Source organism: Ignavibacteriales bacterium, from assembly GCA_016700155.1.
Taxonomy (GTDB): domain Bacteria; phylum Bacteroidota; class Ignavibacteria; order Ignavibacteriales; family Ignavibacteriaceae.
In genome coordinates this window covers 1,771,917-1,796,759 of record CP065001.1, presented here as the reverse complement: position 1 = coordinate 1,796,759, position 24,843 = coordinate 1,771,917, and the positions used below count along the sequence as shown (strand labels likewise).

General features: G+C 36.1%; 21 protein-coding genes and 1 tRNA gene. 6 read left to right on the top strand and 16 right to left on the bottom strand.

The genetic code is table 11. The features are described from left to right. Window positions 1-160 precede the first annotated feature (160 nt). Complete coding sequence (locus IPM56_07400; protein QQS37765.1) at window positions 161-754, bottom strand: hypothetical protein; 594 nt, start codon at window positions 752-754, stop codon at window positions 161-163. Window positions 755-1,031: 277 nt separating this feature from the next. Between IPM56_07400 and IPM56_07395 the strand changes: the two genes are divergently transcribed. Continuing rightward, the gene (locus tag IPM56_07395) at window positions 1,032-2,201 is read left to right on the top strand and encodes a serine hydrolase (GenBank protein QQS37764.1); all 1,170 of its coding nucleotides are present in this window, start codon (window positions 1,032-1,034) and stop codon (window positions 2,199-2,201) included. A gap of 230 nt (window positions 2,202-2,431) precedes the next feature. Here IPM56_07395 and IPM56_07390 read toward each other — a convergent pair whose 3' ends face one another. Together IPM56_07390 and IPM56_07385 are read right to left on the bottom strand one after the other, a co-directional pair. After that, a complete protein-coding gene (locus IPM56_07390) occupies window positions 2,432-2,584 on the bottom strand; it encodes a hypothetical protein (protein QQS37763.1) in 153 nt (50 codons plus the stop codon). A gap of 397 nt (window positions 2,585-2,981) precedes the next feature. Beyond that, window positions 2,982-3,413 (bottom strand): hypothetical protein, encoded by a 432-nt coding sequence (locus IPM56_07385; GenBank protein ID QQS37762.1) that lies wholly within the window; start codon window positions 3,411-3,413, stop codon window positions 2,982-2,984. A gap of 1,390 nt (window positions 3,414-4,803) precedes the next feature. On the opposite strand from IPM56_07385, the gene IPM56_07380 reads away from it, so the two are divergent. Further along, complete coding sequence (locus tag IPM56_07380; protein QQS37761.1) at window positions 4,804-7,089, top strand: T9SS type A sorting domain-containing protein; 2,286 nt, start codon at window positions 4,804-4,806, stop codon at window positions 7,087-7,089. A gap of 213 nt (window positions 7,090-7,302) precedes the next feature. On the opposite strand, the gene IPM56_07375 is transcribed toward IPM56_07380, so the two are convergent. Continuing rightward, on the bottom strand, window positions 7,303-8,436 hold the full coding sequence (locus tag IPM56_07375; protein QQS37760.1) for a Fic family protein: 1,134 nt from the start codon (window positions 8,434-8,436) through the stop codon (window positions 7,303-7,305). Between the two features lie 220 nt (window positions 8,437-8,656). Between IPM56_07375 and IPM56_07370 the strand changes: the two genes are divergently transcribed. Together IPM56_07370 and IPM56_07365 are read left to right on the top strand one after the other, a co-directional pair. After that, window positions 8,657-9,043 (top strand): energy transducer TonB, encoded by a 387-nt coding sequence (locus tag IPM56_07370; GenBank protein ID QQS37759.1) that lies wholly within the window; start codon window positions 8,657-8,659, stop codon window positions 9,041-9,043. A 4-nt stretch (window positions 9,044-9,047) separates the two neighbouring features. Further along, window positions 9,048-9,431 carry an energy transducer TonB gene (locus IPM56_07365; GenBank protein QQS37758.1) on the top strand — a complete coding sequence of 128 codons (384 nt, stop codon included), beginning with the start codon at window positions 9,048-9,050 and terminating at the stop codon, window positions 9,429-9,431. 87 nt (window positions 9,432-9,518) lie between these two features. Here IPM56_07365 and IPM56_07360 read toward each other — a convergent pair whose 3' ends face one another. The 4 genes from IPM56_07360 to IPM56_07345 form a co-directional block, all read right to left on the bottom strand. After that, the gene (locus IPM56_07360) at window positions 9,519-10,163 is read right to left on the bottom strand and encodes a hypothetical protein (protein QQS37757.1); all 645 of its coding nucleotides are present in this window, start codon (window positions 10,161-10,163) and stop codon (window positions 9,519-9,521) included. Window positions 10,164-10,178: 15 nt separating this feature from the next. After that, window positions 10,179-12,314: a TonB-dependent receptor gene (locus IPM56_07355; protein ID QQS37756.1), complete on the bottom strand. Its 2,136-nt coding sequence runs from the start codon at window positions 12,312-12,314 to the stop codon at window positions 10,179-10,181. 236 nt (window positions 12,315-12,550) lie between these two features. Then, on the bottom strand, window positions 12,551-13,030 hold the full coding sequence (locus tag IPM56_07350) for a hypothetical protein (protein QQS37755.1): 480 nt from the start codon (window positions 13,028-13,030) through the stop codon (window positions 12,551-12,553). A gap of 8 nt (window positions 13,031-13,038) precedes the next feature. After that, window positions 13,039-13,545: a hypothetical protein gene (locus IPM56_07345; GenBank protein ID QQS37754.1), complete on the bottom strand. Its 507-nt coding sequence runs from the start codon at window positions 13,543-13,545 to the stop codon at window positions 13,039-13,041. A 274-nt stretch (window positions 13,546-13,819) separates the two neighbouring features. Between IPM56_07345 and IPM56_07340 the strand changes: the two genes are divergently transcribed. Continuing rightward, a complete protein-coding gene (locus IPM56_07340; GenBank protein QQS37753.1) occupies window positions 13,820-16,105 on the top strand; it encodes a tetratricopeptide repeat protein in 2,286 nt (761 codons plus the stop codon). Window positions 16,106-16,139: 34 nt separating this feature from the next. Here the strand turns inward: IPM56_07340 and IPM56_07335 are convergent, their stop codons facing one another. The 3 genes from IPM56_07335 to IPM56_07325 form a co-directional block, all read right to left on the bottom strand. Then, window positions 16,140-17,033, bottom strand: a complete 894-nt coding sequence (locus IPM56_07335; protein ID QQS37752.1) for a hypothetical protein — start codon at window positions 17,031-17,033, stop codon at window positions 16,140-16,142. Between the two features lie 158 nt (window positions 17,034-17,191). Beyond that, window positions 17,192-19,003, bottom strand: coding sequence for a T9SS type A sorting domain-containing protein (locus tag IPM56_07330; GenBank protein ID QQS37751.1), 1,812 nt, complete (start codon window positions 19,001-19,003; stop codon window positions 17,192-17,194). 159 nt (window positions 19,004-19,162) lie between these two features. Then, window positions 19,163-19,236, bottom strand: a tRNA-Ile gene (locus IPM56_07325). 157 nt (window positions 19,237-19,393) lie between these two features. Between IPM56_07325 and IPM56_07320 the strand changes: the two genes are divergently transcribed. Next, the gene (locus IPM56_07320; GenBank protein QQS37750.1) at window positions 19,394-20,380 is read left to right on the top strand and encodes an endonuclease/exonuclease/phosphatase family protein; all 987 of its coding nucleotides are present in this window, start codon (window positions 19,394-19,396) and stop codon (window positions 20,378-20,380) included. A gap of 6 nt (window positions 20,381-20,386) precedes the next feature. On the opposite strand, the gene lptB is transcribed toward IPM56_07320, so the two are convergent. The 5 genes from lptB to IPM56_07295 are packed head-to-tail and all read right to left on the bottom strand — an operon-like array spanning window position 20,387 to window position 24,839. Next, window positions 20,387-21,127: an LPS export ABC transporter ATP-binding protein gene (lptB, locus tag IPM56_07315; GenBank protein QQS37749.1), complete on the bottom strand. Its 741-nt coding sequence runs from the start codon at window positions 21,125-21,127 to the stop codon at window positions 20,387-20,389. Then, window positions 21,128-22,564 (bottom strand): hypothetical protein, encoded by a 1,437-nt coding sequence (locus IPM56_07310; GenBank protein QQS37748.1) that lies wholly within the window; start codon window positions 22,562-22,564, stop codon window positions 21,128-21,130. After that, window positions 22,565-23,116, bottom strand: coding sequence for an LPS export ABC transporter periplasmic protein LptC (lptC, locus tag IPM56_07305; GenBank protein ID QQS37747.1), 552 nt, complete (start codon window positions 23,114-23,116; stop codon window positions 22,565-22,567). Between the two features lie 2 nt (window positions 23,117-23,118). After that, window positions 23,119-24,096, bottom strand: a complete 978-nt coding sequence (locus IPM56_07300) for a KpsF/GutQ family sugar-phosphate isomerase (protein QQS37746.1) — start codon at window positions 24,094-24,096, stop codon at window positions 23,119-23,121. After that, complete coding sequence (locus IPM56_07295; protein ID QQS37745.1) at window positions 24,093-24,839, bottom strand: hypothetical protein; 747 nt, start codon at window positions 24,837-24,839, stop codon at window positions 24,093-24,095. Before IPM56_07295 ends, IPM56_07300 begins: the two co-directional genes overlap by 4 nt. Window positions 24,840-24,843 lie beyond the last annotated feature (4 nt).

Here is a 24,843-nt window from a genome sequence, read left to right as displayed (position 1 = left end):
CTTTTTTCCTTCTTCGCTAATTTAAAAAACTATTTGTTGTATTGATTTTCCTTTTACTGACTCATCTATCAACTTAACAAACACAAATTGCCAGCGTATTCAGGTCTTTCAGATTCGGGACAAAGAACTATGATACTTGTTTTTAATTTACCAACTATTTTTAACCCCGACCACGCCTTAATTTGTCCTCTAACTGCACCAGCATATCGAAAGCAATCTTTACTAGAAGTGCAATAACAAACAGGTACACATAGTTTCCAAAAACCGCGATTATAAATACCGAAGTGATTGCTGCTGAACCGAGCGGAATTAATTCCCTTAAAAACCTTGCCGCTATGTCAGAGGAATCAATAGACTTATAATGTTGCTTACCCATAAAATCCAATACGAAAGCTATACCGTGACTTATAAGGAATGAGGCTATCGCAGGCAACAGTCCGATTGTCATTTCAAGATAGTCACGTTTAGGATAAGTACCTGTCAATTCTTTAGTAATTTCAGTTGATACTCCTTCAACGAATGCTAACAGAACAAGCAAAACGTATGCAAATATAAATACAACGAAAGGACCCTTAAAAATAAACTTCCATCGTTCAACTACACCCATCATCAGCAGAGTAAAAAAGCAAATGATTACAGCTTCAACCCAAAATATGAGGAGTATGTCTCCAATATTCCAACCAAAGAAAAGAAGTCCAATAATTGAAATTGCATTCGCAGTAAGTTGTGCTATTACGAAAGGAGATTTGAGCATTAAGTGCAAAACTCTTTTTGTTAAAAATTTTTTCTGCAATTATACCATGGAAATAATACACACGTGATACAATTATATCATGAATGTTTTTTTACTGGTAAATTATTTAACTCTCACATATTCATTCTTTATCAGTTATAAGCTATATAAATATTTTAGATTATGCTAAAAAAATTGTAGTTTCAAAAAAAATAAAATGTAGGAAGTCATTTCACACAAATATGGCTTGAGTATAGTTTAATGTTAGTTTATATAACTAAAAAGGAGTTGTCAAATCATGCATAAACAAGTTCCCTCGTTCTTCCTAAGAATTTTTGTACCAGTAATTATACTTATCTCGACTTCATTTTCTCTTGCACAGGAGAACACTAAACCGGATACACTGTCGAATAACTCATCCAATTGGAAACATGAAGAGCGTGAAGTGCCGAATGGAAACAAAGTACACAAACTTTCGCAGGGATTACCATTTGCCGTATTTAACCCAGGCGGAGAAAAAGAAAATGAGCTTAAAAATTTTATGAGAGAACAGAATGTAGCCGGCTTACTTATTCTACAGGATGGAAAAATCCGGTTGGAACGCTACGCTCGTGGACACAGTGAATCGAACCTATGGTCTTCACTTTCTGTTGCAAAGTCTGTGACAAGCACACTTGTGGGAGCTGCCATCAGGGATGGCGACATTAAAAGTGTTAATGACTACGTTACTGAATACATCCCTGATTTAAAAGGGAGTGCTTATGATAGTGTGAAGATCCGCCATCTCCTCACGATGACTACAGGTATTCGATGGAGTGAGGACTATACTGATCCGAATGGTGACATTGCAAGATTTTCTACAGATCCGATTGAGCCGGGTTTAAATGCAACAGTTAATTACATGCGACGTCTGCCTGCCGATGCAGAACCCGGCAAGAAATTTTTGTACAGTACAGGTGAAACTCATCTGCTGGGTGTAGTTGTAAGCTCGGCTACTCATCAAACATTATCCAACTACCTTTCTTCCAAGATCTGGATTCCTTACGGTATGGAGAAGAATGCAACCTGGAGGCTCGATCGAACCGGTCAGGAATTGGCAGGATGCTGCCTCCAAATGACGCTCCGTGATTTCGCCAGGTTCGGACAGTTTGTTCTTGAAGGCGGACGCATTGACGAAACATCAATTCTACCAAATGACTGGTTAGAAACCGCAACCAAAATACAAGTGCCGATATGGCCTGGCGGAGGTTATGGATACGGATGGTGGATTTTTAACGGCTATAGTTTTGATGCATTGGGGATCTATGGACAGAGAATCCATGTGGATCCTTCAAGGCAGCTGGTAATTGCAGTAAACAGTGAGTGGCCTGAGGCTGATAGCAACGAGCGACAATTTGCTTTCGCCAAATTTCTTTCATCTGTTAACAATGAAATTGACAAGGAGAAGAAAGGTACTGCAACTAATTAAGCTTTTATCCTTGTGGGATAGTGATCCATATGACTAATGTAAAACTAAAGATATGTGCTGAGTTGAAAGAAGCCTTAATATTATTCTGCCCCATCTTGCTGAAGAAGTTTGCAGCATAAAATGTTTGTGTAAAAAGCTAAGCATGTTTTGCTTTTGATTAACCAGGCTATCGTTCTAGAAGATAATATAGTTATGGTCGTCGGCTAAGGGTAAAGCCGTTATGAATCATCTCACTCAGATTTCTTGGTTGATGTTCTTAGTCTTAATTCTTCCAATTCCATTTGTTTCATTGATTTTTTATGATTCAGGAAGAGTACCACTATCACCATAAGAATTCCGGCAACCACACATATACTTAAAAATGCCCACAATCCTATATACATTATAATTTCCTTTTTCAATAAATGAATCTGATTTCTGTTTTAATTTAAGCATGATATAAGAGTAATGCCAGAATAGTTATTACCATTTTACTAAATACTCAGTCTGAATTCCGCAGCGGTTCTCCAGACGCTATTAAATCTGCTGCGAGAGGAATATCACTCGCTGGAAAAGATTGCTGTTATCTTCTACAATGTTATGACTAAGGGTATTGAGTTTGTTGAGGAAGGTCTTAAACAATACGAACAAAAAATCTGGCAGAGCCATCACTCCATGAAAAGAAAGACAACTAAAGTACCTGCACACTTGCCCGACAATGGTGGGAACAAGCTAAACGTTTTGGACTTACCCCTTCTCCTCAACTACAACAATGAGATCATTAGCAGTTGCGGGTTATACCTAATTAATAATTAAGTCTTTTGAATTTATATTATAATTAAAAAGTAATAGTTTTTTATCATGCATGCTAAAGATGAACAATTCTTCACCACTACCTTTTTTGAATTTAGTAATTTGATTAACCCTAATATAAGTATCCATATTACCCGTTGTAACACTTACCATCTTAGACTCAGAACTTATATGTGGACCAAGTTTAGAATAAACAACACTAATGAATTTATTAAATTCTTCTATTGAGGTCTTTGACTTAAATTCTTTGTCCGAATTATTATATATTTCATTAAAACTTTGATTATTAAAATTTTCATGAAATTTTTGAATGGCTTTTTCAGCAACCTCTTTATTTTGATTCAAATTCATACATGATGAAAAAAGTATTAGCATTACTAGACTAAAAGTAATAACACAAATTTTTAATAATATTTTCATATTTAACCTATTATATTTTTAATTAGGTATAACGGCGTTGTGCCTAACCCGCCGCCAGTAACAAGGAAGCCGATCTAAAACACAAAAGCCAAATGATTAACAAACTGTGCTTAGTTTTCTTTTTCATCAAGCACAGTCTGTAAAAACTTTAATTAATTAAGAACACTTAAAACAAAATGCCAAACAAAAACTAAAACTATAAAAATCTAAAAACGCTAACCTGACCTGGCATTCAGGTTGAGACACGGGTTAGCAAGTTTTAAAAAAAGTAAAATATTGAAGAATTATCGATTGAACTTAACTTTATAATAATAGATCCCTCCAACATATTCGTTATCATAACTATCGATAACTTCAAAAGTTTTATAACCGTGTTGTTTCATAAACACATAAATTTCATTTAATGCTAATGGTTGCAATTTCTCATCGGGACAAAAATAATTATGAGAAAATTCGAATAAGAAAATATTATTCTCAACTTCTGTAGTTACAGTATTATCATTATAAAGGACACAATTCATACAACAAGATGTCAATGTAATCGATACTAATAATAAAATTAATATTTTCATTTTGCTTGCTAACTTCAATTAGCCCGAGTGAATTAGTTGATTAAAGAAAACAGATATGTATGCTGTTGCATACTTGTTCGCCTTTGGTGGATCTATGTTCCATTTATTTCGATTCCGTTTCAAACAATTCAAAACGCGTGTTTACCATTTTTGTAACGGTTTAGTTGTCATTAAAAATATATTCTCAGTCTTGAAATTGATTTTCGCGCATGATTTAATTTTTACGGAGTTGGAAATATTGGTATATGATTGCATTGTCAGGTCAGATCGACTTAGCAAGTCTCTCATCAGTGAACTATTTAATAACCCTGTACCCGTCACAACTAACCCTTAAATAGTTAATAGCAACTTAGTGCAATACCAAACTAATTTCAATTATTAAATTTTAAATGCCAAGTATTTTAAGGCGGAGGGAAGGGATGATTGGTTGAATGAATGAATGTAGGTAGGATGATTGGTTGAATGACTGAATGAAAAAAGCATGTTTATCATTTCGAACAAACCACAGTTTTCGTCTAGTAAGGATAAATCTCAAGCTGCAGTTTAAGAGATATCTCAACCCCGCAACCAAAAAAGCAATGAAGGGGATTTGATATGACATTCTAAAAATCTGGTAGCAGGCATCAGGTATCTCGTATCCGGTATCAGGTACGCAGAAACCAGCATCAAGTCTCCGTCTCCAACCAAACGTCATTCAACCATTCAGACATTCAATGTTTTAATCCTTCCATCTTTTAATCTTTAAAAAATTCATTTCCAATTGGCAAATAATCACACTAAATTATGCCAGCAAAATTTTTATTTATAAAAGGTGAGTTATGAAATACGCTTTAATGATTTTGATTTTCTCTCTCTTATTTCCCTCTTTGATTCTCTCACAAACTGAAAATGGTTCTGAATATTGTTCACACAAAAAGATGAACACAGCTAATCTTGAAAACGCTGAAGCTCTTTTCGCAGATCTGCCTCACTCATTTGATGTTCTTAACTACAAATTAGATTTGAATTTATATAACAATTTTATTTCACCTTACCCGAAGAACTTTACTGCAAGTGTCGTTGTTACATTCAGAGTTGATTCGACATTAAATCAAATAAAGCTTAATGCGACAAATACTTCATTAGCAGTTGATTCCGTTAGTCTTGCCGGAGTTTCATTCACTCATACATCAAACATACTGACAGTTAACTTAAACCGTGTTTACAATGTTGGTGAAACTGCTGATGTTAAAGTTTATTACCGTCACAATAATGTAGCCGATAACGCATTTAATGTAAGCAACGGAATGGTATTCACAGACTGTGAACCCGAAGGCGCACGCAAATGGTTTCCCTGCTGGGATAAACCTTCTGATAAAGCAACTCTTGATCTCACAGCAAAAGTTCCGGCTACAGTAAAGCTCGGTTCAAACGGAAGACTCGCTGACTCAATCAAAACTGCCGATACAATTTATTATAATTGGATAAGCGCTGATCCTGTTCCTACTTATCTTGTTGTGATGAGCGGAAAAGTAAATTATAATCTTGATATAGTTTACTGGCATAAATTGTCTAATCCATCCGATAGTATACCTATCAGGTTTTACTGGAACCAGGGTGAGAACACTACAAATCTTAATAGTATGAAATCGATGATCATTCCGATGACTAGTTTTTATTCAACAATTTTCGGTGAACATCCTTTTGAGAAAAACGGTTTTGCAACTTTGAATAATCAGTTCTCATGGGGCGGAATGGAAAACCAGACACTAACGAGTTTATGTCCAAACTGCTGGAGTGAGAGTTTGATCGCTCACGAGTTTGCTCATCAATGGTTTGGTGATATGATAACCTGTGCAACGTGGGCGGACATCTGGCTGAATGAAGGGTTTGCTACTTACACAGAAGCTCTATGGCTGGAACATACATCAGGATATTCTTCTTACAAAAGCGAAATACTAAGTGATGCTTCAACTTATATGAATAGTAATCCCGGCTGGGCTATCTCAAATCCTGACTGGGCGATAAACACTCCGTCAACAAATAATTTGTTCAACTATGCAATAACATATATGAAGGGCGCATGCATTCATCATCTTTTAAGATATGTAATGGGTGATACAAAATATTTCCAGGGATTGATGGCTTATGCTAATGATCCGTCATTAAAATATAAGAGCGCAGTAATACCGGAGTTCTACGCGCATATGAGTACAGCTTATGGTGAAGACCTTACATGGTTTATGGATCAATGGATTTACAATCCTAATCATCCTGTTTATGCAAACAATTACTGGATAAGTGATCAGGGTTCAGGTAACTGGCAGGTTGGATTTGTTGCAAAACAAACTCAGACTAACACAGTGTTTTTCAAAATGCCGATTGAAATAAAAATCACATTCACTACAGGTTCAGATACAATCATAAAAGTTATGAATGATTCCAACAACCAGATTTTCTGGTGGAACTTTAACAGACAGCCTTCATCAGTGTCATTTGACCCGAATAATAACATCGTAATAAAAAGTGCAACGCTTACTTCAATTCCACCGCTTCCGGTTGAGCTTAGTTCATTCACTGCGCAATCTTATGGTAATTTTATTGTACTCAACTGGACAACAGCGAGTGAATTAAACAACAGAGGGTTTTATATTGAAAGAAGAACAAATGAAATCAACAATTGGGAATCAATTTCTTTTATAGATGGAAAAGGAACAACAGCAGGCAGCAACAGTTACACTTATACAGATTATGTTACCGGTTACAATTCATACATCTATCGTTTAAAGCAGGTTGATTTTGATGGAAGTTATGAATATTCAAATGAAGTTTATGTGAACGGCGGAGTTAAACCTGATAAGTTTGACCTGACACAGAACTATCCTAATCCGTTTAATCCTTCAACACGATTCAGTTATTCAATTCCGCAAAACGGTTTTGTAACACTTAAGATTTACGACATACTCGGAAAAGAAATTGCTACTCTCATAGAAAAAGATCTTGAAGCAGGCGTGTATGAAGTTGAACTTGATATGTCAAAATATTCACTTACAAGCGGAGTTTATTTTTATAGTTTGAAGGCAGGAAATTTTACTTCAACAAAGAAGATGCTTTTAACAAAGTAATATTTCATTCTTTTTAATCTCAACGGGATCAATCCCGTTGAGAATGTGTAATGACGAGGCTGTCATTGCCGATGAGTCTGTCCCAGAACTATGAAATTGTCATGCTGAATTTATTTCAGCATCTTCTTTTTACGCTAAATCATTATCCAAGATTCCGAAACAAGTTCGGAATGACAGTATCAGACAGATTCCCATTCAGTGACAGAACTCTTATCACTTAAATAAATTGAGATACTCGCTAAACTCAAACTCTCTGTTCCGTTTCCAACCGGTTCGTTCAGCTAATATTCCAAGTTTAATAAAATCAGCGATGATGGAATTAGCAGTTGGTAATGATATCTCCATCTCTTCCTGAACTATGGTCGCATTGACAATAGGTTTTTTATAAAGATATCTCATCAGGCTTTTACCTGTTTCAATTTTCTTTCCGAGCTTAACAAGTTTTTTATCTTCTATAGTTTCTTTAAGCTTTAGTATTTTTTGGAAAGTGCTTATCCCCTTTTCACTTGTCTCAATTATTCCTGCAAGAAAAAACTTTAACCACTGAGCAAGATCATTTGCCCGCCTTGCTTTGTTAAGATTATCATAGTACAACATCCTGTGTTTTTCAAAATAGTCGGATAGGTACAATGAAGGTTTACTCATCAATCCAGAACTGACTAAGTACAGTGTGATCAGCAATCGTCCTATTCTTCCGTTTCCATCAAGGAACGGGTGAATAGTTTCAAACTGGTAATGTGTTATTCCTGCGCGTATCAATACCGGTACGTCAATAGAATCATTGTGAAGAAACTTTTCCAGGTCGCTCATCAATTCATTTATTTCTGTATGAACCGGCGGAACAAATACCGCATCGTTTATAGTAGCGCCGCCAATCCAGTTCTGACTCTCCCTGAACTCTCCCGGATTTTTATGTTCCACTCTCACACCTTTCATCAGGATTTTATGCGCATCTTTTAAAAGTCGTGTTGATACCGGGAGTTTCTTTAACTTCGCGATTGATTTGTTACTCGCTTCAATATAGTTATGAACTTCCTGCCAATCGTTTTTTCTTTCAGGCGAAATATCTGAACTGCTTTTTATCGCTTCTTCAATCTCTGTTTGTGTTCCTTCTATCCTGCTGGATTTGGTAGCTTCCTTTGCAATGTGCATTTCGATGAATATATCTATATCAGGAACATGTTTTGAGAACGCATCAAGTGAACCGAGTTTGCGGTTTGCTTCAGCCAGAAGAGTATTGATCTTTGCGTCATTCCACGTCCATACCTGATTTATTCTTGATGGAGAGAAACTTTTATAATGCTTCTGTGATAAAAACTTGCCGGATTTGAATTCTTCGATTTTCATCTGTTTTCACATTTTTTCTTTAATTATAAAAAATCTTAATTAAAGATAACGCGTTTTCTTTAATTATAAAAAATTATAATTAAAGTTGAACAGGAAGATTGGGAATAAGGAACTAACCGATGATTAAAAATTTTTGTGTTCCTGGATGATGAACAGGTAAAAAATAATAAGTGCCTGGGGAACATCATTCCATCTCATTTGTATAAGACATAAATTTACAATGATGAAAATATTTCTTTTTATAATACTTCTGTCTGCTTATTCCTTCTGTCAAACAGATTCACTTTATGATGAAGCGATCAGATGCGGCGGTGAATATGACACACTCGCTTATCCTGTTGGAGGTTTAGACTCGATTTATTCTCGTCTTGTTTATCCCTCAATGGCAATTCAAAATAAGATTGAAGGTAATGTTTATGTGCTGGCAAAAATAGATTCACAGGGTATAGTGAACGATGCAAGAATAATAAAAGGCATTGGCTATGGCTGTGATGAAGAAGCAATACATCTTATTAAAACTGCAGTTTTTATGCCTGCATTAAAGAAAGGGAAACCTTCAAAAGTAGAAATGTTAATTCAAATAAAATTTAAGATTAAAGAATTTTAATTATATGAAAACTTCATTCTTCATTCTGCTTTTTTCAATAACAATATTTAGTCAAACAGATTCATACTACGATGAAGGACCAACATGTTTGCTGCCTGTTTACGATGTAATGCCTTATCCTATCGGTGGAATAGATTCTATACAATCTCGCTTGGTGTATCCTATATTAGCAGTTAAGAACAATATACGGGGAAAAGTTTTAGTTCAAGCAAAAATTGATTCTTTAGGTAATGTAATCGATGTCAATGTGGTAAAAGGTATTGGTTTTGGATGTGATGAAGAAGCAGTTCGATTAATAAGTGAAACTAAATTTACTCCAGCAATACTATTTGATAAACCCGCACCTTGCTTAATGGTAATTCCTGTATTTTTTAATCAAGTCTATTAATGATTAGGACTAAAAACAGATATATTCTGCGGATTATATTATTGCCAGTCACGGTCCAAACCGTGACTGACTGAGAATAAATATCAATCAACCTTTTTTGTTAATCTGCTCAAGCATACCCTCGAGATTTTTCCTTCCCCAGTTAGGAGCGATGTCACTTGCAGGTACAAACTTGTTAAACTTATCCAATGATTTTTCCAGAACAGGTTTTGCTGTTACAGGTCCTCCGCCGAATTGTTCAGGTGTATAAAACAATCCTGTGCCGATCAAATATTCCGGACGTGGATTAAGTGTATCAAGCTTAACTGCTTTCGTAAAATTTTTATCAGCTTCAGCACCGTACTTCATCCACCTGTTCATCGGATCGACCTGCATTCTTGCCTGCGCAATCATACCGAACAATGTGTAAACTTCTGAGTTATCCGCCTGAAGTGAATCTGATATTTTTAAAAATGAAAATGCTTTATCAAGAAAAACATCTTTAGCAGCATTTACTTTCTCGGAATAGCTGGCAAGTGTATAACAGAAAGAAACATAGTAGTACGGAAGCCATTTATCTTTTTCGGCAAGTGCTATACGTTCAAACCCGTTTGCGATCTCTACAAATCCTTCCGCAGAATTTGTTGTGTCCATCTTTGACAGATTTTTTTTCATCGCTTTTTCATATTTGTCATCTGCCAGTGTGTTGCTTATAACTAAGAACGAAAACAGAACACATAAAAATAATTTCATTTGAATCTCCTTAATTTAAAATGGATTTGTTTGTCCGAGCGAAATAAACATTCCTATAAATGCTGTTCTAAGTGCAGGCGCAAGCACGGGACTCTTCTTTGTTCCGTCACTTGAATACCTGTACCCGTAAACATTGTTATAACCAATAACATTATCAATTGAAAAAAACACTACTGTAAAGTTATTAAAGATACTCGTGATATAACTAAAATTTAAACTCAGGTTGTGATAATTTTTTGCTTTGTCACCAAGGAATACAGGATTATTCGGATTGAAGTATGGTCTTCCTGTGGCGAATGAATATGTGATACCGACATTTGTTGTTATATCATTCAGCCAGTATTTAAACACTGCTGAGAACGTGTGAGGTGTAGAAAATGGCGGCGCGGCAAGTGTCGGATAGTTAAGGTATTCACGTTTAGTATCAAGGTACGTATACGATAACCAATAGTATCCATATCTGAATGTTTCATTATCCTTCCAGAATATATCTATTCCTTTAGCATAACCTTTTCCACCATTATTGAATTCAACATCAGGAAGATTAAAATACGGATGAGTGAATACATTCCCTTTAGCAAGTTGTGAGTAATCTTTATAATAAGCTTCTATACGGAATGTTCTTCCAGTGCCGATGTACTGATAGTTCACTATATAATGCGTTGCTTTTTCAAAATCAAAATCTCTTGTCCACATTAAAAAATCTTTTGCAGGAGTCTGATAAAATTGTCCGTAAGCAAAATTGAGTTGATCGAATGTTCCGAGCCTGTACGCAAGAGAAATTCTTGGTGCAACATTAATCTTATCAAGCAGTTTACTTCTTTCACCCCTTACACCAAGCCTTAAGGCTATATCATTTGTGATGATGATGTCTGATTCAAGAAATCCCGCCAGGTAAACTTCATTAAGTTTTCCTTCAAGTTCATTGAACACATCTTGATAAATTATATTCTGAACTTCACCACCGCCTGTTAAAAATAAATTTGAAGAAACATTTCTCGTTATGGTTACTTTACCGGTATTTAAAGTTTCTCTTAATTTGATTCTGTTTGGAGCAATGTCCATATCATCAAAATCATAACTGAATGAATAACCGCTGAAGAACACCCAGTCCTGATCAAATATTTCGCGATAGTTTGTATTCAGAAAATAATTTCCGCCTTTCATTCTGAAAAAATCTCTTAAGTCAGGTTGATCTAGATTTTCAACATTAAGTGACAGATCACCATAAGAATAGGATGTGAATGCTTTCAACATTCCAGTCTCTGAAGTTTTATAACGGAAGTTCATTGAGCCTTCAAAACTTTCAGGGGCTTTTACCCAATCGACTCTTTGCTTCTGAATCTGAAAATAAGGATCGAGATTATAATAGCCAGCTTCTGCAGATAATGAAGAATTATCCCAGACCTGAGTGTGTGAACCACCAAATCCTAATGCCATCAGGTTAATCGAACTTACTGTCTGCGTGGGCATATCCTGCGTCTTTAAAATAAGAACTGATGAAAGAGCCTGTCCGTACTGTGCGGAATATCCGCCTGTACTGAAAATTGTTCCTTTAAACAAGAACGGTGAAAATCTACCGCGTGAAGGTACATCAGGCACGCCTGTATAAAATGGTTTCTGAACAATCATCTCATCAACAATTGTTTTTGATTCTGCTGCTGAGCCGCCGCGTACAAACAAACCTTCCGATTCACCAATCTGCTGTGCGCCTGGCAATGTTTCAAGAGTTGAATAAATATCCGCATCAGCACCGGTTGTAACAATATCGAGCGGACGAAGTATCACCGCTTTCTTTTCATCACTAGCTTCAAATGAACCGGCAGAAACTGTTACTGCGCCTAACTCAGTTGTTTCTTCTTCTAAAACTATATCCACTGTTTGAGGTTTACCGTCAAGTAAAAGTTTTTGTTCAAATGTTTTATAACCGACAAAACTTGCTACAAGTATAGCTTCACCTTCTTCTTCACTTGTGAACGTAAATGTTCCGTCAACAGATGAAGATACGCCATCGTATGAATCTTTTATAAAAATGTTTGCCCCGGGTAAAGGCTGGTTACTTTTATCTTTAATTGTGCCGGAGATTTTTGTCTGACTTAGAATTGAAACAGAGCATAGAAGAGAAATGAAAAGAGTAAATAGAAGTTTCATAATCAATCTGATTTTTAAATAAAAATTATTTTCGGGGACTAAAATAAATGGAAATGATTTTTGCTACAATATTTTATTTTGATTTCAGTATAAAGTTGAATGAACGAACGATTGTAATGATGAATGGTTAAGTGCGAAGCATTGCAAACTGTCAAGAATTGGTTCGTGACAGCCTGACTTCTCTAAATTGATCAATTACGTGAGCACAGAAAATTTTTCAATGCTTACTTAAAGATTTACTTAATCCACAAATCACCTTTGCAGGTGTTCTGTTCGGTTTCAATAATAAAGCGATAAATACCTTTTTGATATCCCTGAGAATCAAACATTACGCTATGCACTCCAGCGGAAATATTTGTATAAAGTAGGGTATATAATATGTGATTGTATTTATCAATTATGTATAGATTAACAAATGAATCCTGAGGAAGACTAAACTGTAACGTTGTCTTTCCATTTATTGAAATGGGGTTGGGATAACATGGATAAAATGCAAATGAATTAGGAACAACGATATCGGTCTTTTCTTTATTAAAACCATTCGATTTGCCAGTGCACCAGTCACTTGGATCATACATACCTCCGAGTGGCTGAGGGCTTTCAGGTCCTGTATGTGTAATTCCTTTAAACCCATCTGAAAGTAATGTCGGATCAAATGAGCTATCTGAGCAAGAAACCACTAGCAGGAATGGAATTAGAAAAAATATCTTCTTCATCAATTCACCTAAAAATATAATTTTAAGTTTAGGACTTGTTCTGTAGTAATAATGCTTGCTTGTTCAATATTAAATAATGGAGAGAATCCTTCGTCAGTATTTGCATAGTTTAATCTTACTTCAGCACCTGCGCTGAAATGATCACTAATAAAATATTCTCCACCAAATACCAATGAATAAATCATATCGGTGTAGGAAGCATTCTCGCCTGAAGCAACAGCGGCAGTTATTCGAAATCCTAAGTAAGGTAATATTTCGGATTCGCTCAGGTTATAAAGCATACCCAGTCCCAACCGGTACATTGTGGCACTACTGTTTTTAAGTTCAACTCTGTTTAAACCAAACTGTGGTTCAATCGCAATACTGTTATCAGCCCAGATAGTTGTTGTAATCGCATTAGTTGAAGAACTGAGATTACCTGAATAGCCAATTCCAAATTTGCCGGCACGATTGGATTGTGCATAAAGAATTGAAGTAAAAAAGATTACGAATGAGAGAAAAAGAAATTGTTTCATAACAGCCCTTTTTAAATTGATTTTTCTGATTCAAACTTAGATAAATGCATTGTCAGTTTCAATTTATTTTTTAGATAGGTTCAAGCATATTAGCCGCCCATCATTGCATAGTTGTTATTCATCAATTAAGGCTAAAGATAGTTTGTTACTTATTGTGCATCGGGCTAATTTTGCATCGCTCATAAGTCATAACTCACGGAAAATTTTTGGAAAGTAATGGAGATTATTATCTCTCTTTAAGAAATAGTGTGTTAATCAAATTTTAGATTGAACGATGAAACATTTTTTATTTTTTCTACTTGTAATACTACATGCTGGGTTGGTTCCTGCTCAAAAGGTTGATAGCCTTATACAACTTCTTGATAACGCTGACGGTGAAATAAAGCTGAAACTGCTTGATGAAATTACCGATGCTGCTCTTTCACGTCAGGTAAAAAATTCTTTTGAGTATTCTGACCAGGGTATTCAACTGGCAAAAGAATTAAATGACAAAGAATCTGAACTGAAGTTTTTATTTTATAAAGGCTGGGCACATGCTCTTTTGAATAATCCTGACTCAGTTAAGAGTTATATTAATTTTATTTCAAATCAGCTAAGAATATTTAATGTTGAAAAAGGTCAGATCTACAAATCTCTTCTTGAAGCAAGGATTCTGAGGAATGAAGAAAATTATAATGAAGGAATAAATGTTCTATCTAAACTTCTGGTGACCGATCTATTGGATGATGAACCTGTATTTAATGCAAAGGTTATGAATGAGCTGGGTTCAATTCACAGAAGACTTAGCAACAATGATGAAGCATTAAAATACCATAACCGTGCACTCGAAATCCTTAAACTGAATAATAATGAAAATGAACTTGTAAGCACTTACACTTATCTTGGCATCCTGCATGCCATAATTGGCAATTACGATGAGGCTCTGAAATTTTATCACCTTGCGCTTAAGCATAACCAGATGCGAAATGATACCCGCGGTATTGCAGGGTCGATTCACAACATTGGAATCATCTATCAGAAGCTTGAGCAATTTGATAAATCACTTGAATATTATGAGCAGGCATTAAAATACTGGAATGAACTTGGTAACAAAGGAGGTTTAGCATCGACACTAAATAGTATTGGTGCTGTAAAAGAACTTCAGAAAGATCTGAATTCCGCTTTAAATTATTATCAGCAGGCACTTGAGATATGGGAAAAAATTGATAATGAATCTTCAACATCAATCGCCTTGAATAACATTGCATCTATATATGAACAGCTTGGAAATTATTCACAAGGTCTTGCTTATATTACCAGGGCAATTGACAGCCGTGAAAAAGTTGGTGATAAAAACGGTCTTGCAAGTTCTTTGCTTGTACGCGCGGAGATTTATAACAAACTAAATAACTATGTATCCGCTTTAAATGACGGTAAACGCGGACTTGAACTTGCACTTGAAAGTAACAGCTGGTCAACTATTCGTGAAGCACACAGCATTCTTGCTTCGATTTATGAAAACAACGGCATGTTCAAAGAAGCATTAGCTGAACATAAATTATACAAAGCCGCACATGATTCAATGTTCAACACCGAAAGCCAGGAAACCATCGCTGAGCTTGAGACAAAATATGAAAGTGAAAATCAGAAAAGACAAATAGAAATTCTTCAGCGTGATAAAGAACTCCAGACACTTTACAACTCAGCCTTATTTGCCGGATTCCTCGCAGTTGTTGTTATATCATTATTATTATTTAACAGGTACAGGCTTAAACACAAAGCACACAAAACACTAAAGCAGCTGCACGAAACTGAAATGGAATCCGCCGATGCAAAAGCAAAGCTTCTTCAAATTGAATTTGAACAGAAGAAAAAAGAACTCGAAGATGCGAGACGTTTACAATTATCGATGCTTCCTGCAAAACTGCCTGCGCATCCTCAAATTGAAATTGCGGCAGCAATGATTACCGCTACGGAAGTGGGAGGAGACTATTATGACTTTTGTGAAAACACACATGGTGAAATTACAATAGCAATTGGCGACGCAACCGGACACGGCGCCCAGGCTGGAACTATGGTAACTGCTACAAAAAGTCTTTTCAATCTTTTGTCACGCGAAGATGATATTGCCGGTATACTCAACAAATTAAGTTTTGCACTTAAGAAGATGAATCTCCCTAACATGTTTATGGCAATGGCACTCGTTAAATTCCGTAAAGATGAAATTGAACTCGCCGGTGCCGGAATGCCTCCTGCACTTATATATCGTTCATCATCGGGAACTGTTGAAACTATTTCGCTGAAAGGATTGCCGCTTGGTGTCACTGATTACACTTACAGTAAAACCAAAATAAAACTTGAATCTGGGGATACAGTTATGCTTATGAGCGATGGTCTGCCGGAATTATTCAATGATAAAAATGAAATGTTTGGATATGAAAATCTAAATAAGCTTTTGGAAACTTCAGGGAAAAGCACTCCGGAAGAAATCATAACTTATTTTTCATCAACCGCAGTTGAGTGGACGGCAGGTAACAGACAACAAGATGATATGACGTTTATCGTGTTCAGAAAGAAATAATCTGTTAGTTGATATTCTTATAAAAAAACTTCTTTCACTGCGAATAAGGCAAACTCAAATAAAGCTTTCCGAGTTCATTCAAATCCCCAGGAGCTGCATTAAACAAGTAAGTAAATTTATTGTCAGGAAAATTTCCTCTTCCGATAAACCAGGCATAACGAAACACATCTTCCCTGCTTTCACATAATGCAACCATCTGCTGCATCTGCTCAGCTTGCTTTTGATATGAGTTTATTTGTGCATTCCAATTAGCCATTTCGGTAATCCAGATTTTCTTTCCATACTTCTGTAACCTGTTCAGTTGTGCTTCAAGTCCGTAATCATACCAGTGAAAAGCAAGGTAATCTATTTTAGGAAGTCTTCCGCCGTTAGCTGATTTATAAGCTTCATAAAAAGCATCAAGCCAAACTACAGGATCGGAAAATCCGGACATTGTTCCCCATGTCATTGCAGGTCCGACGAGATAAACTGTTCGTTGCTGAGCCGCAAGTTCACTGATAACCTGTTCATACTTTAACCAGTCTGCAGCCGCCTGTTGGGGTGTTCTGTTTGCCTGATCAGTGAGGTTTGGTTCATTCATTACAAGCAGGTATTGTATTTCCGGGTGGTTCATAATATAATTTTTAACCTGAATCATATCACCACTGCTTGTGTTTCCGCCCCATAACATTGGAATGAATTCCATCTTGTAATCTGCATAATAGTTAGCCGGAGCTGTGGATGAATGATACCAATTATACCACCAGGAAATTCCGTTCTTCAACGTATCGAGATCCAGCGGATGTGTCAGGTTATAAGCAAGCCCCCTCTTTGGACTTTTTGTTACCGTGTTTGGTGGAGGCGTATTTGTTGGAGCATCCTCTTTGCTGCAGCCACTGATAAACACTGATATGAAAACAAATAAAATTTTAACTATGAATTTGTGCATTAGTAAATCCTGATTCTTAAAAGTAAAGATAGGGTACTATAATTATACCATCTTCAATTATGGTAAAGTCACTTCAGATTAAGCTTTGCAGAATTCAAAATTATTTTATTGATAATTTTAAATTATTACTTTGATATTGGCTGCCAAAGTCATGTCTCTTATTTCAGAAGGATGAATTTTTTTGTCTGACTAAAATCATCAGAGCTTAGTTTATAAAAATATATACCACTGCTTAACTCACTTCCGTCAAATTGAATTTTATGTTCACCTTGTCGGTAGAATTCATTAGAATATATTTTTACTTCTCTGCCAAGAACATCATAGATAGTAAGTTTAATCATTCCATCGACAGGTAAATAGAAACTGATTTCGGTTATAGGATTAAACGGGTTTGGATAGTTTTGATAAAGAATAAAATTATTTGTTGGCAAAGATAACTTCTCATCATCTACCGAAGTAATTGAATCCGGCATAACATAATTATTGTTATAGAATGCCTGCGCAACTTTTTTATTAAAAATTAAATCATCCGGATCATTTCCAAACATTAATGCCATAGAGTATCTTTGTCTCGTCCATTTCTTAAATGGAAATGTTCCAGAAGATAAGACAATAGCCATATTTCCATTTTGAAGTGTTGAATCGAATGTTCCACTGCTCATCTTCAACCACATTGGTTCATCATCCTTTGGCCAACCGCCTCCCGTCCCCCCTTCACCAAGCCTGTAAATTGATGCGGCTGTTAACCCAATCTGATCCGATTCGTGATTGTCTTTAAGATCAAAGTTAGGTTCACCATTGGTCGGAAGACCATCACCTTCTCCCAAATCAGGACCGTTATAGTTTTGATTTTCAGGTCCAATACCATCGACTCCCAAATCATCATTGAGTGGTTCATTTTCCTGTGGATCCCAAACACCATTAAGATTCAAATCATCAAAAGGTCGCCAATCAGCATCGTTATCAATACCATCATCAATTCTCTCATCAATCATCCCGTCTCCATCATCATCAATTCCGTTTAAGACATTACCCGGACTCTGAAGATAAGCGTACCCCATATATCCGGTTACCCAGTTTCCGGGACTGCCTAACCCGTCATAGTCAAAGTAGTATGCAAGAGCAAGCGTACTATCGACTGATGCGCAGTCGTCGCCTGTATCCTCGAAACCACCTATATTGCTATCCGTAAAAATTCCAAAACATGTTTTTTCATAATCGTAATCAGAAATATTTATGACATCATAGTTCCAGAAAATAATATCTTCAAGAAGTTCAGCATTCCACTGGAATGATCTTACTTCTACTCGTAATCCTAACCCTGCTCTATCTGTATCTGAAGCTATTGGGTAGTAATTATAAGGTGATCGTGACCATTCCTTGTCCTTTGAATCATCCACCACAAAGAATGATTCAAGATCAGCATTAAAAACATCTTTGCCAAAATATCCATACCAATGTCCATCCCAATCATCAGACAAACCTAAAGCATCTGGCCATTCATCAGGCCAACTTGAAGGTACGAGGGTTAAAGCAGGAAATGTAGAACCTATTTTTGCATAACCTTCTACTGGTTCCAACCCCCATTTTTCAATACCTATCGGTGGATTTGGATCCATCCACTCTCTATAAGATGTTTCTAACGGATGGATAGTTTGACTATTCCCGGGAGCCATAACTTCTGCAGCGATTAATACTGCTACTCCGGAAAGGTATGAATGTCCAGACCCAATAGGCCATTCACCTGATGGATGAAATGACCATTTACCAACTTCACCATTAGTATAAAATAAAGTTCTTACAAGGTTACCATCAAGAGTGCCCTGACGCCTGTTATTAATACTGCCTTTTTGATCATCTCTATACCTCTGAATTACACTCTCGATCTGAGCAAAGAGAAATGATGAAAAAATTATTTGAAAGATGATAGCGGATTTCAGGATCGGATAAATTTTTAATTTGTTAGTCATAACCCCTCAGACTTTATTATTAATTTCGCAAGCAAATTCCTGCACTTTTACTATACATAATTAAGGGTTTTATTTTGAATAGTCCAGATTTAATTCATTATTCGGTAAAGTATTTAAAACAAAAAAGCTCCAAAACAATTTGTTTTGAAGCCTTTTAAGTGGGCCCAGATGGACTTGAACCACCGACCCTCTGATTATGAGTCAGATGCTCTAACCAACTGAGCTATGAGCCCATATTTTTGCGTCGTAAAAATAATACTTAATCTTTCTTTTTGCAATAAATGTTCAGGACTTTAATATTTTTTTGTTCAACTATTATGTTGAAGTAAATAACTTTTCAAAATTGTATCTTCTGCTGTCAGTCAAATCTCATTTCTTTAAGGAGGCTTTATGCAAAGGCGCACACTTTTATTTATGGTTTTGTTCATTACGATTATTAGCGATCGATCTTTTGTCTTAGCTCAAAACGACAGTATAGTGATCGCGACATTTAATTGTGAATTCCTGAACAAAGATAAAATACATGTAAGGTACGGATTGCCGTTAAACATCAACCAGGCAAGTGATGCACAAAAACAGCAATGGTCACAACCGGGCTTTCGTGATCAAAAATTTTTGGAATCAACTGAATTAGTTGCCCAGGTACTTGTACAGTTGAGAGCCGATGTACTTGCACTTACTGAAGTCGGCGAGGAAGCGGACGTTGAATTATTAAGAACGGAACTAAATTCACTTGGGATGAACTATCCGCACAAAGCAGTCTGCATTTCTTCAGATAACACAACGAATCAGCATGTAGCAGTTATCTCACGTTTTCCTCTTTCAGAAGTACTGCAGCAAATACCCGGCAGAGAATATTATCTTCCAGAAACCGATGACCCTGAAACAGAAACACACACCGGTGTAAGTAAGGGTATGCGAGTGACATTCACAGCATTTAATAAAGACTTCATTTTATATGTGCTTCATCTTGCTTCTGAACGAGGTGGATATGCTGAAGATCAGCAAAGAATTTCACAAGCGTCAATTGTAAGAAGACATTATCTTGATGATCTGCGTGACGGAAAAAATATCATCGTCACAGGTGATTTGAATGATTACAGGGGACAACCAACATTATTACGGCTGAGAGGAATTGATGATATTTATGATGATCTGATTCAAACCGGTCATAAAGATTTTTTTGATCAGTCATTATTAAATACAAGATGGACATATGAGTTCGAAGGAATAAGACAGCAGATCGATCACATACTAATTTCATTTTCAATTAAAGATATTTGTAAATCATCAGGCGGGATTCGTGCCAGAACTTACGAACACTTTACTTCTGCATCAGACCATCTGCCTTTTATAGTGACTTTAAAACTGAAGTAAATTATTTCAGGAGTATCTATCCAATTTGAATTTTTCGCCAAGATATAATTTTCGGACTTCCTCATCTTCAGCAAGTTCAATTGCTTTGCCCTGTTTAAATATTACTCCGTTTATCAGTATATAACCTTTATCAACAATACTCAGAGTTTCATGAACATTGTGATCAGTTATTAATACTCCTATTCCCCTGTTCTTAAGGTTTGCCACGATAGTCATGATATCTTCTACAGCGATAGGATCAACACCTGCGAATGGTTCGTCAAGTAAAATAAAACTCGGATCGGTCGCCAATGAACGCGCAATTTCTGTTCGTCTTCTTTCGCCGCCGCTTAACTGGAAGCCTTTACTCTTGCGTATGTGTGCAATCGAAAGCTCTTCCAGTAATTTTTCACATTTTTCTTTTCTTTCCTTTGCATTTAGTTTTGTCATTTCCAAAACAGCATAAAGGTTTTCCTCAACCGTTAATCTTCTGAAGATTGAGGCCTCCTGCGGAAGATAACCAATTCCCATTCTTGCTCTCTTATACATTGGAACTGAAGTGATCTCCGTTTCATCTAAAAATACTTTTCCTTTTTCGGGACGTATCATTCCGGTTATCATATAAAATGTAGTTGTTTTGCCCGCACCGTTTGGTCCAAGCAGTCCGACAATCTCACCTTTTGAAACTTCGACAGAAGCTTTATTAACCACTGTTCTTTTTTTATAAATCTTTACTAAATCTTCGCTTCTTAATTTTGTTGAATTCATTTATTGAATACCGATTTGGTTTAGAAGTTTTATCTTTCCCTGATTTTCATAAATCCATTCAGGAATTAATTTTTCCTTAACTGGTCTGTCCGGATAAAAAACATATTTAGGAAGTGTAAATGATAATTCTTTTCCTGCAACCTGACCTTCAGGGTAATACTCACTTGATGGTGAGCCGTATAATCGAACTTCACTAACAGTTTTATCCTCAAACTTTATTATTGCGTTTCTTGATGTTGATTTGGTTAATCCGTTTGGTTCATTGTTTTCATAAAGATAATAAATGCTGTACACACTCCCGAATATTTCAGTATAGTCGATTGTCTTTTCTTTAAAGTGAATTGATACCCTGTCGCCTGATGTCTGGTCAAACCTGTCACGATAAATATCATGCTGTGAAAGTATGAATGCATTCCGGTCAACATCCATCAGGCTTATCTGCTTTTCTCTTAAATAAATAGTCACTGAATCCCCGGTTAGTTGAGAATTTGCCTGCCACAGTACGGGTTGTTTTAAACTCCGCGGGTGTTTACTTGTTATAATCTTATCAATATCCCTGTAGTAAATTGTAAGATCGTTTGTTGAAGCAAAATCTCCTCTTACGATCTTAACGCTATCTTTTGCGTAAAAAAGATTTGTAATATCGCGGTAAGCTTCCATAACGAGCGATTGAATAACCAGGGTATCAAGAGTAAAACTATTTACTGAGTCTGTCGGATTATATGTTGTATCAACCTGTATCAGCAATGGATTCTTATCGATCAGTGTAAAATTTTTCTCCGCATAATCTTCCAAATGATCGCCGTAAATGACGATATTATTTTCATTATTGCTGATCTTTACCCTGTGGCTTGCAAAAGTAATTCTTGTATTCCTGAAATGCTCAAGAGTGTCTGAATCAATAATATTACTTGCGTCAATGATTCTAACGTTACCGGTTGCAACTGTCCTGTCTTCACTTTTAAAATAGGTCAATGAGTCAGCAGTAAGAGTGGTTGCAGTATCGTACAGAACAACATCTTTGTGAAAGAATGCACGGTCTTCATTAAAAAAGTACTCACCTACTACAGCTTTAAGAATAACTTTTCCGTCATCAAGTGATACACCTGTTTCACTTATTGTACTTTTTTCATTACCGTAATAAAATCCCCGTTCAGTTTTGATCGTTGTATTTTCCTGTACAGCAATAACATTACCGATGAGTTCAGCATCATTCCTTGCTATGAACTGAATTGCCTGGTTACAAGTAACGGTGACCTTTCCCTGTTTTAGTATAACATTGCCATAGACTTCACGAACTGATTCACCATTAACAATTTTTCCAACCAGGCTGTCACCAACTACAGTTATAAGATCTTCCTGTGCAAAAATATTCATCGACACCGTGGTGAAGAATATAAAAATGAAAGCGTAAATATTTATGTAGATCTTTCTCAATTATTTCTGTCCGCTTTTTTGTGAAGTAGAATCAATACTTGTAACGTAAGTTATGTTATAAATAACGTAGTTCTGCAGGCTTTGATCTGATTCAAAACCATATCCCTGAATTTTTTCTTTTGGAGAAATTATTGTTACAAATTTATCTGAAACTATTTTACGATCTTTATTCCGCCACATTAGTTCTTCAGTTGAAACTGTGACACCGCTGTCACTCACTGCAACAACACTATCAATAGCATATAGATCTCTGGTTGCATCATCTACTCTGCCGCGCTTTGATGTAAGCACAGTTGAAATTTTTTCCATCTGGTTATAAAAATCTACCTTCACCCCATCATCAAGCAAAGTCTCCATTGATTTACTGAAAACTCTTAAATGTCCTGTGTGAAGAATTGCTTTTGTTTGCCCGGAGTCTGTAAAAACAACTTTTGAATTCCAGCTTTCCTGTGTTGGAAGTTCTTCCACAACAAGATTGGGATCGATTACAGGCTTTACTCTTTCACCTGAACAGGCAGAAATAAATAGCGACAGAATAATCACCGACACCATTCTCATCTGTTTCGAAGTCCGAGATTAATCAAATCATGCAAATGGACAATACCTTCAGGAGAATTGTCATCATCGATTATAATCAGTGATGTGATCTTGAAATTCTCCATCTGCTGAAGGGCGAATGATGCAAGATATTCTGACTTCATGACTTTAGGATTTTTAGTCATAATATCTTTTGCTTTTAACTGTTTAATATCAAGTGTTCTTTCAAGAAGTCTGCGAAGATCTCCGTCAGTTATCACTCCAATTAATTTACCTGCATTATTTATTACGCATGTTGTTCCAAGCCGTTTTGAAGTTATTTCAAGGATAACATCTTTGATTGAAGTTTGCTCATTAACCTTTGGTATTTTATCGCCGGTTATCATTATCTCCCTGATCTGTAATGATAATCGTTTACCGAGGCTGCCGCCCGGGTGTAAGTATGCAAAATCTTCCGCAGTGAAATTCCTCATTTCAAGAAGTGCTACCGATAGTGCATCTCCCATTGCGAGTGTTGCAGTAGTCGAGGCAGTTGGTGCAAGATCGTGCGGACAGGCTTCTTCCTTTACTCCGATATTTAAGAATATATCACACTCGTTCGCAAGCTTAGCATCTTCTTTGCCGGTCATAGCAATAAGTTTAACTTTTAACCTTTTCAGCATAGGCAATAAATTCAGAATCTCTTCAGTAGTTCCGCTGCTGGAAATTAATATTACGACATCCTCTTTACGAACCATTCCGAGATCGCCGTGAAGCGCATCTGTAGGGTGAAGATAAATTGCGGCAGTGCCTGTCGAGTTTAGTGTTGCAACGATCTTCCGTGCAATCAATCCTGACTTACCCATACCTGTTAAAACAATTCTGCCTTTACAATTGAACATAACTTCAACAGCCTGAACAAAATTTCCGTTAATACTGGAAGCAAGTTCCTGAACTGCCGTAGCCTCTATCCTGATTACTTCTTTACCTTTATTTATTATTTCATCGTGTGTCAATTTTTGTTTCTCCTGAAGAACCCGAATTTTTGTTTTTTAATTTCTGTATTCTGAACTAAATGAATTCTTTCTTTCAACGGGAACCGGTGTAAATATTTGTTGTATATAATTAATGCGGAAATTAGATCTTCGTCGGAATAAGTCCCCATCTCCTTAAACAATGTGTTTGGCTGTAATGCAATTTTAGGATCGCGGATATTTTTATACCTCATCAACTCATTGAAATAATTTGTCACAGGAATCAAATAGTTAACACCTGTATCTTTTTCGTATAGCCAGATTCTCTTCGTCTCTCTTGCTAAAGCAAGTATGTAATCCGCATCCTGGATTTTTATTTCCCTCACATTTGTTCCGTCTTCAGGTGAATTTTTTCCGGGTACCCATTCTGAATATGTCCAGCGGACTTCAACTGCTTGATTGACTACTGAATCATTAATTTCAAATTCAATGAACTCATCCATCATCTGGTAAATGAAAATATCCTTCGATACATTTGATACTGAAACATTTCCACAGGCGAACAAAGGCATTCTAAAAAAATCTTCATCAGGTTTTTTATCTGCCAGACCAAGAACTAATCCATTTCTTTTAACTGAAGATTTTCCAAGAACTGAATAATTATTAATTAATTCCCTGTATTTAGAATAACCGGGTTTGTATTCCGGTAAAACAAAATTTATTAAATCAGTTTCTTCACGCTTCAGTGATCTTGGGAAAATTAAATCGCCTGTATCTCCATTCATTATT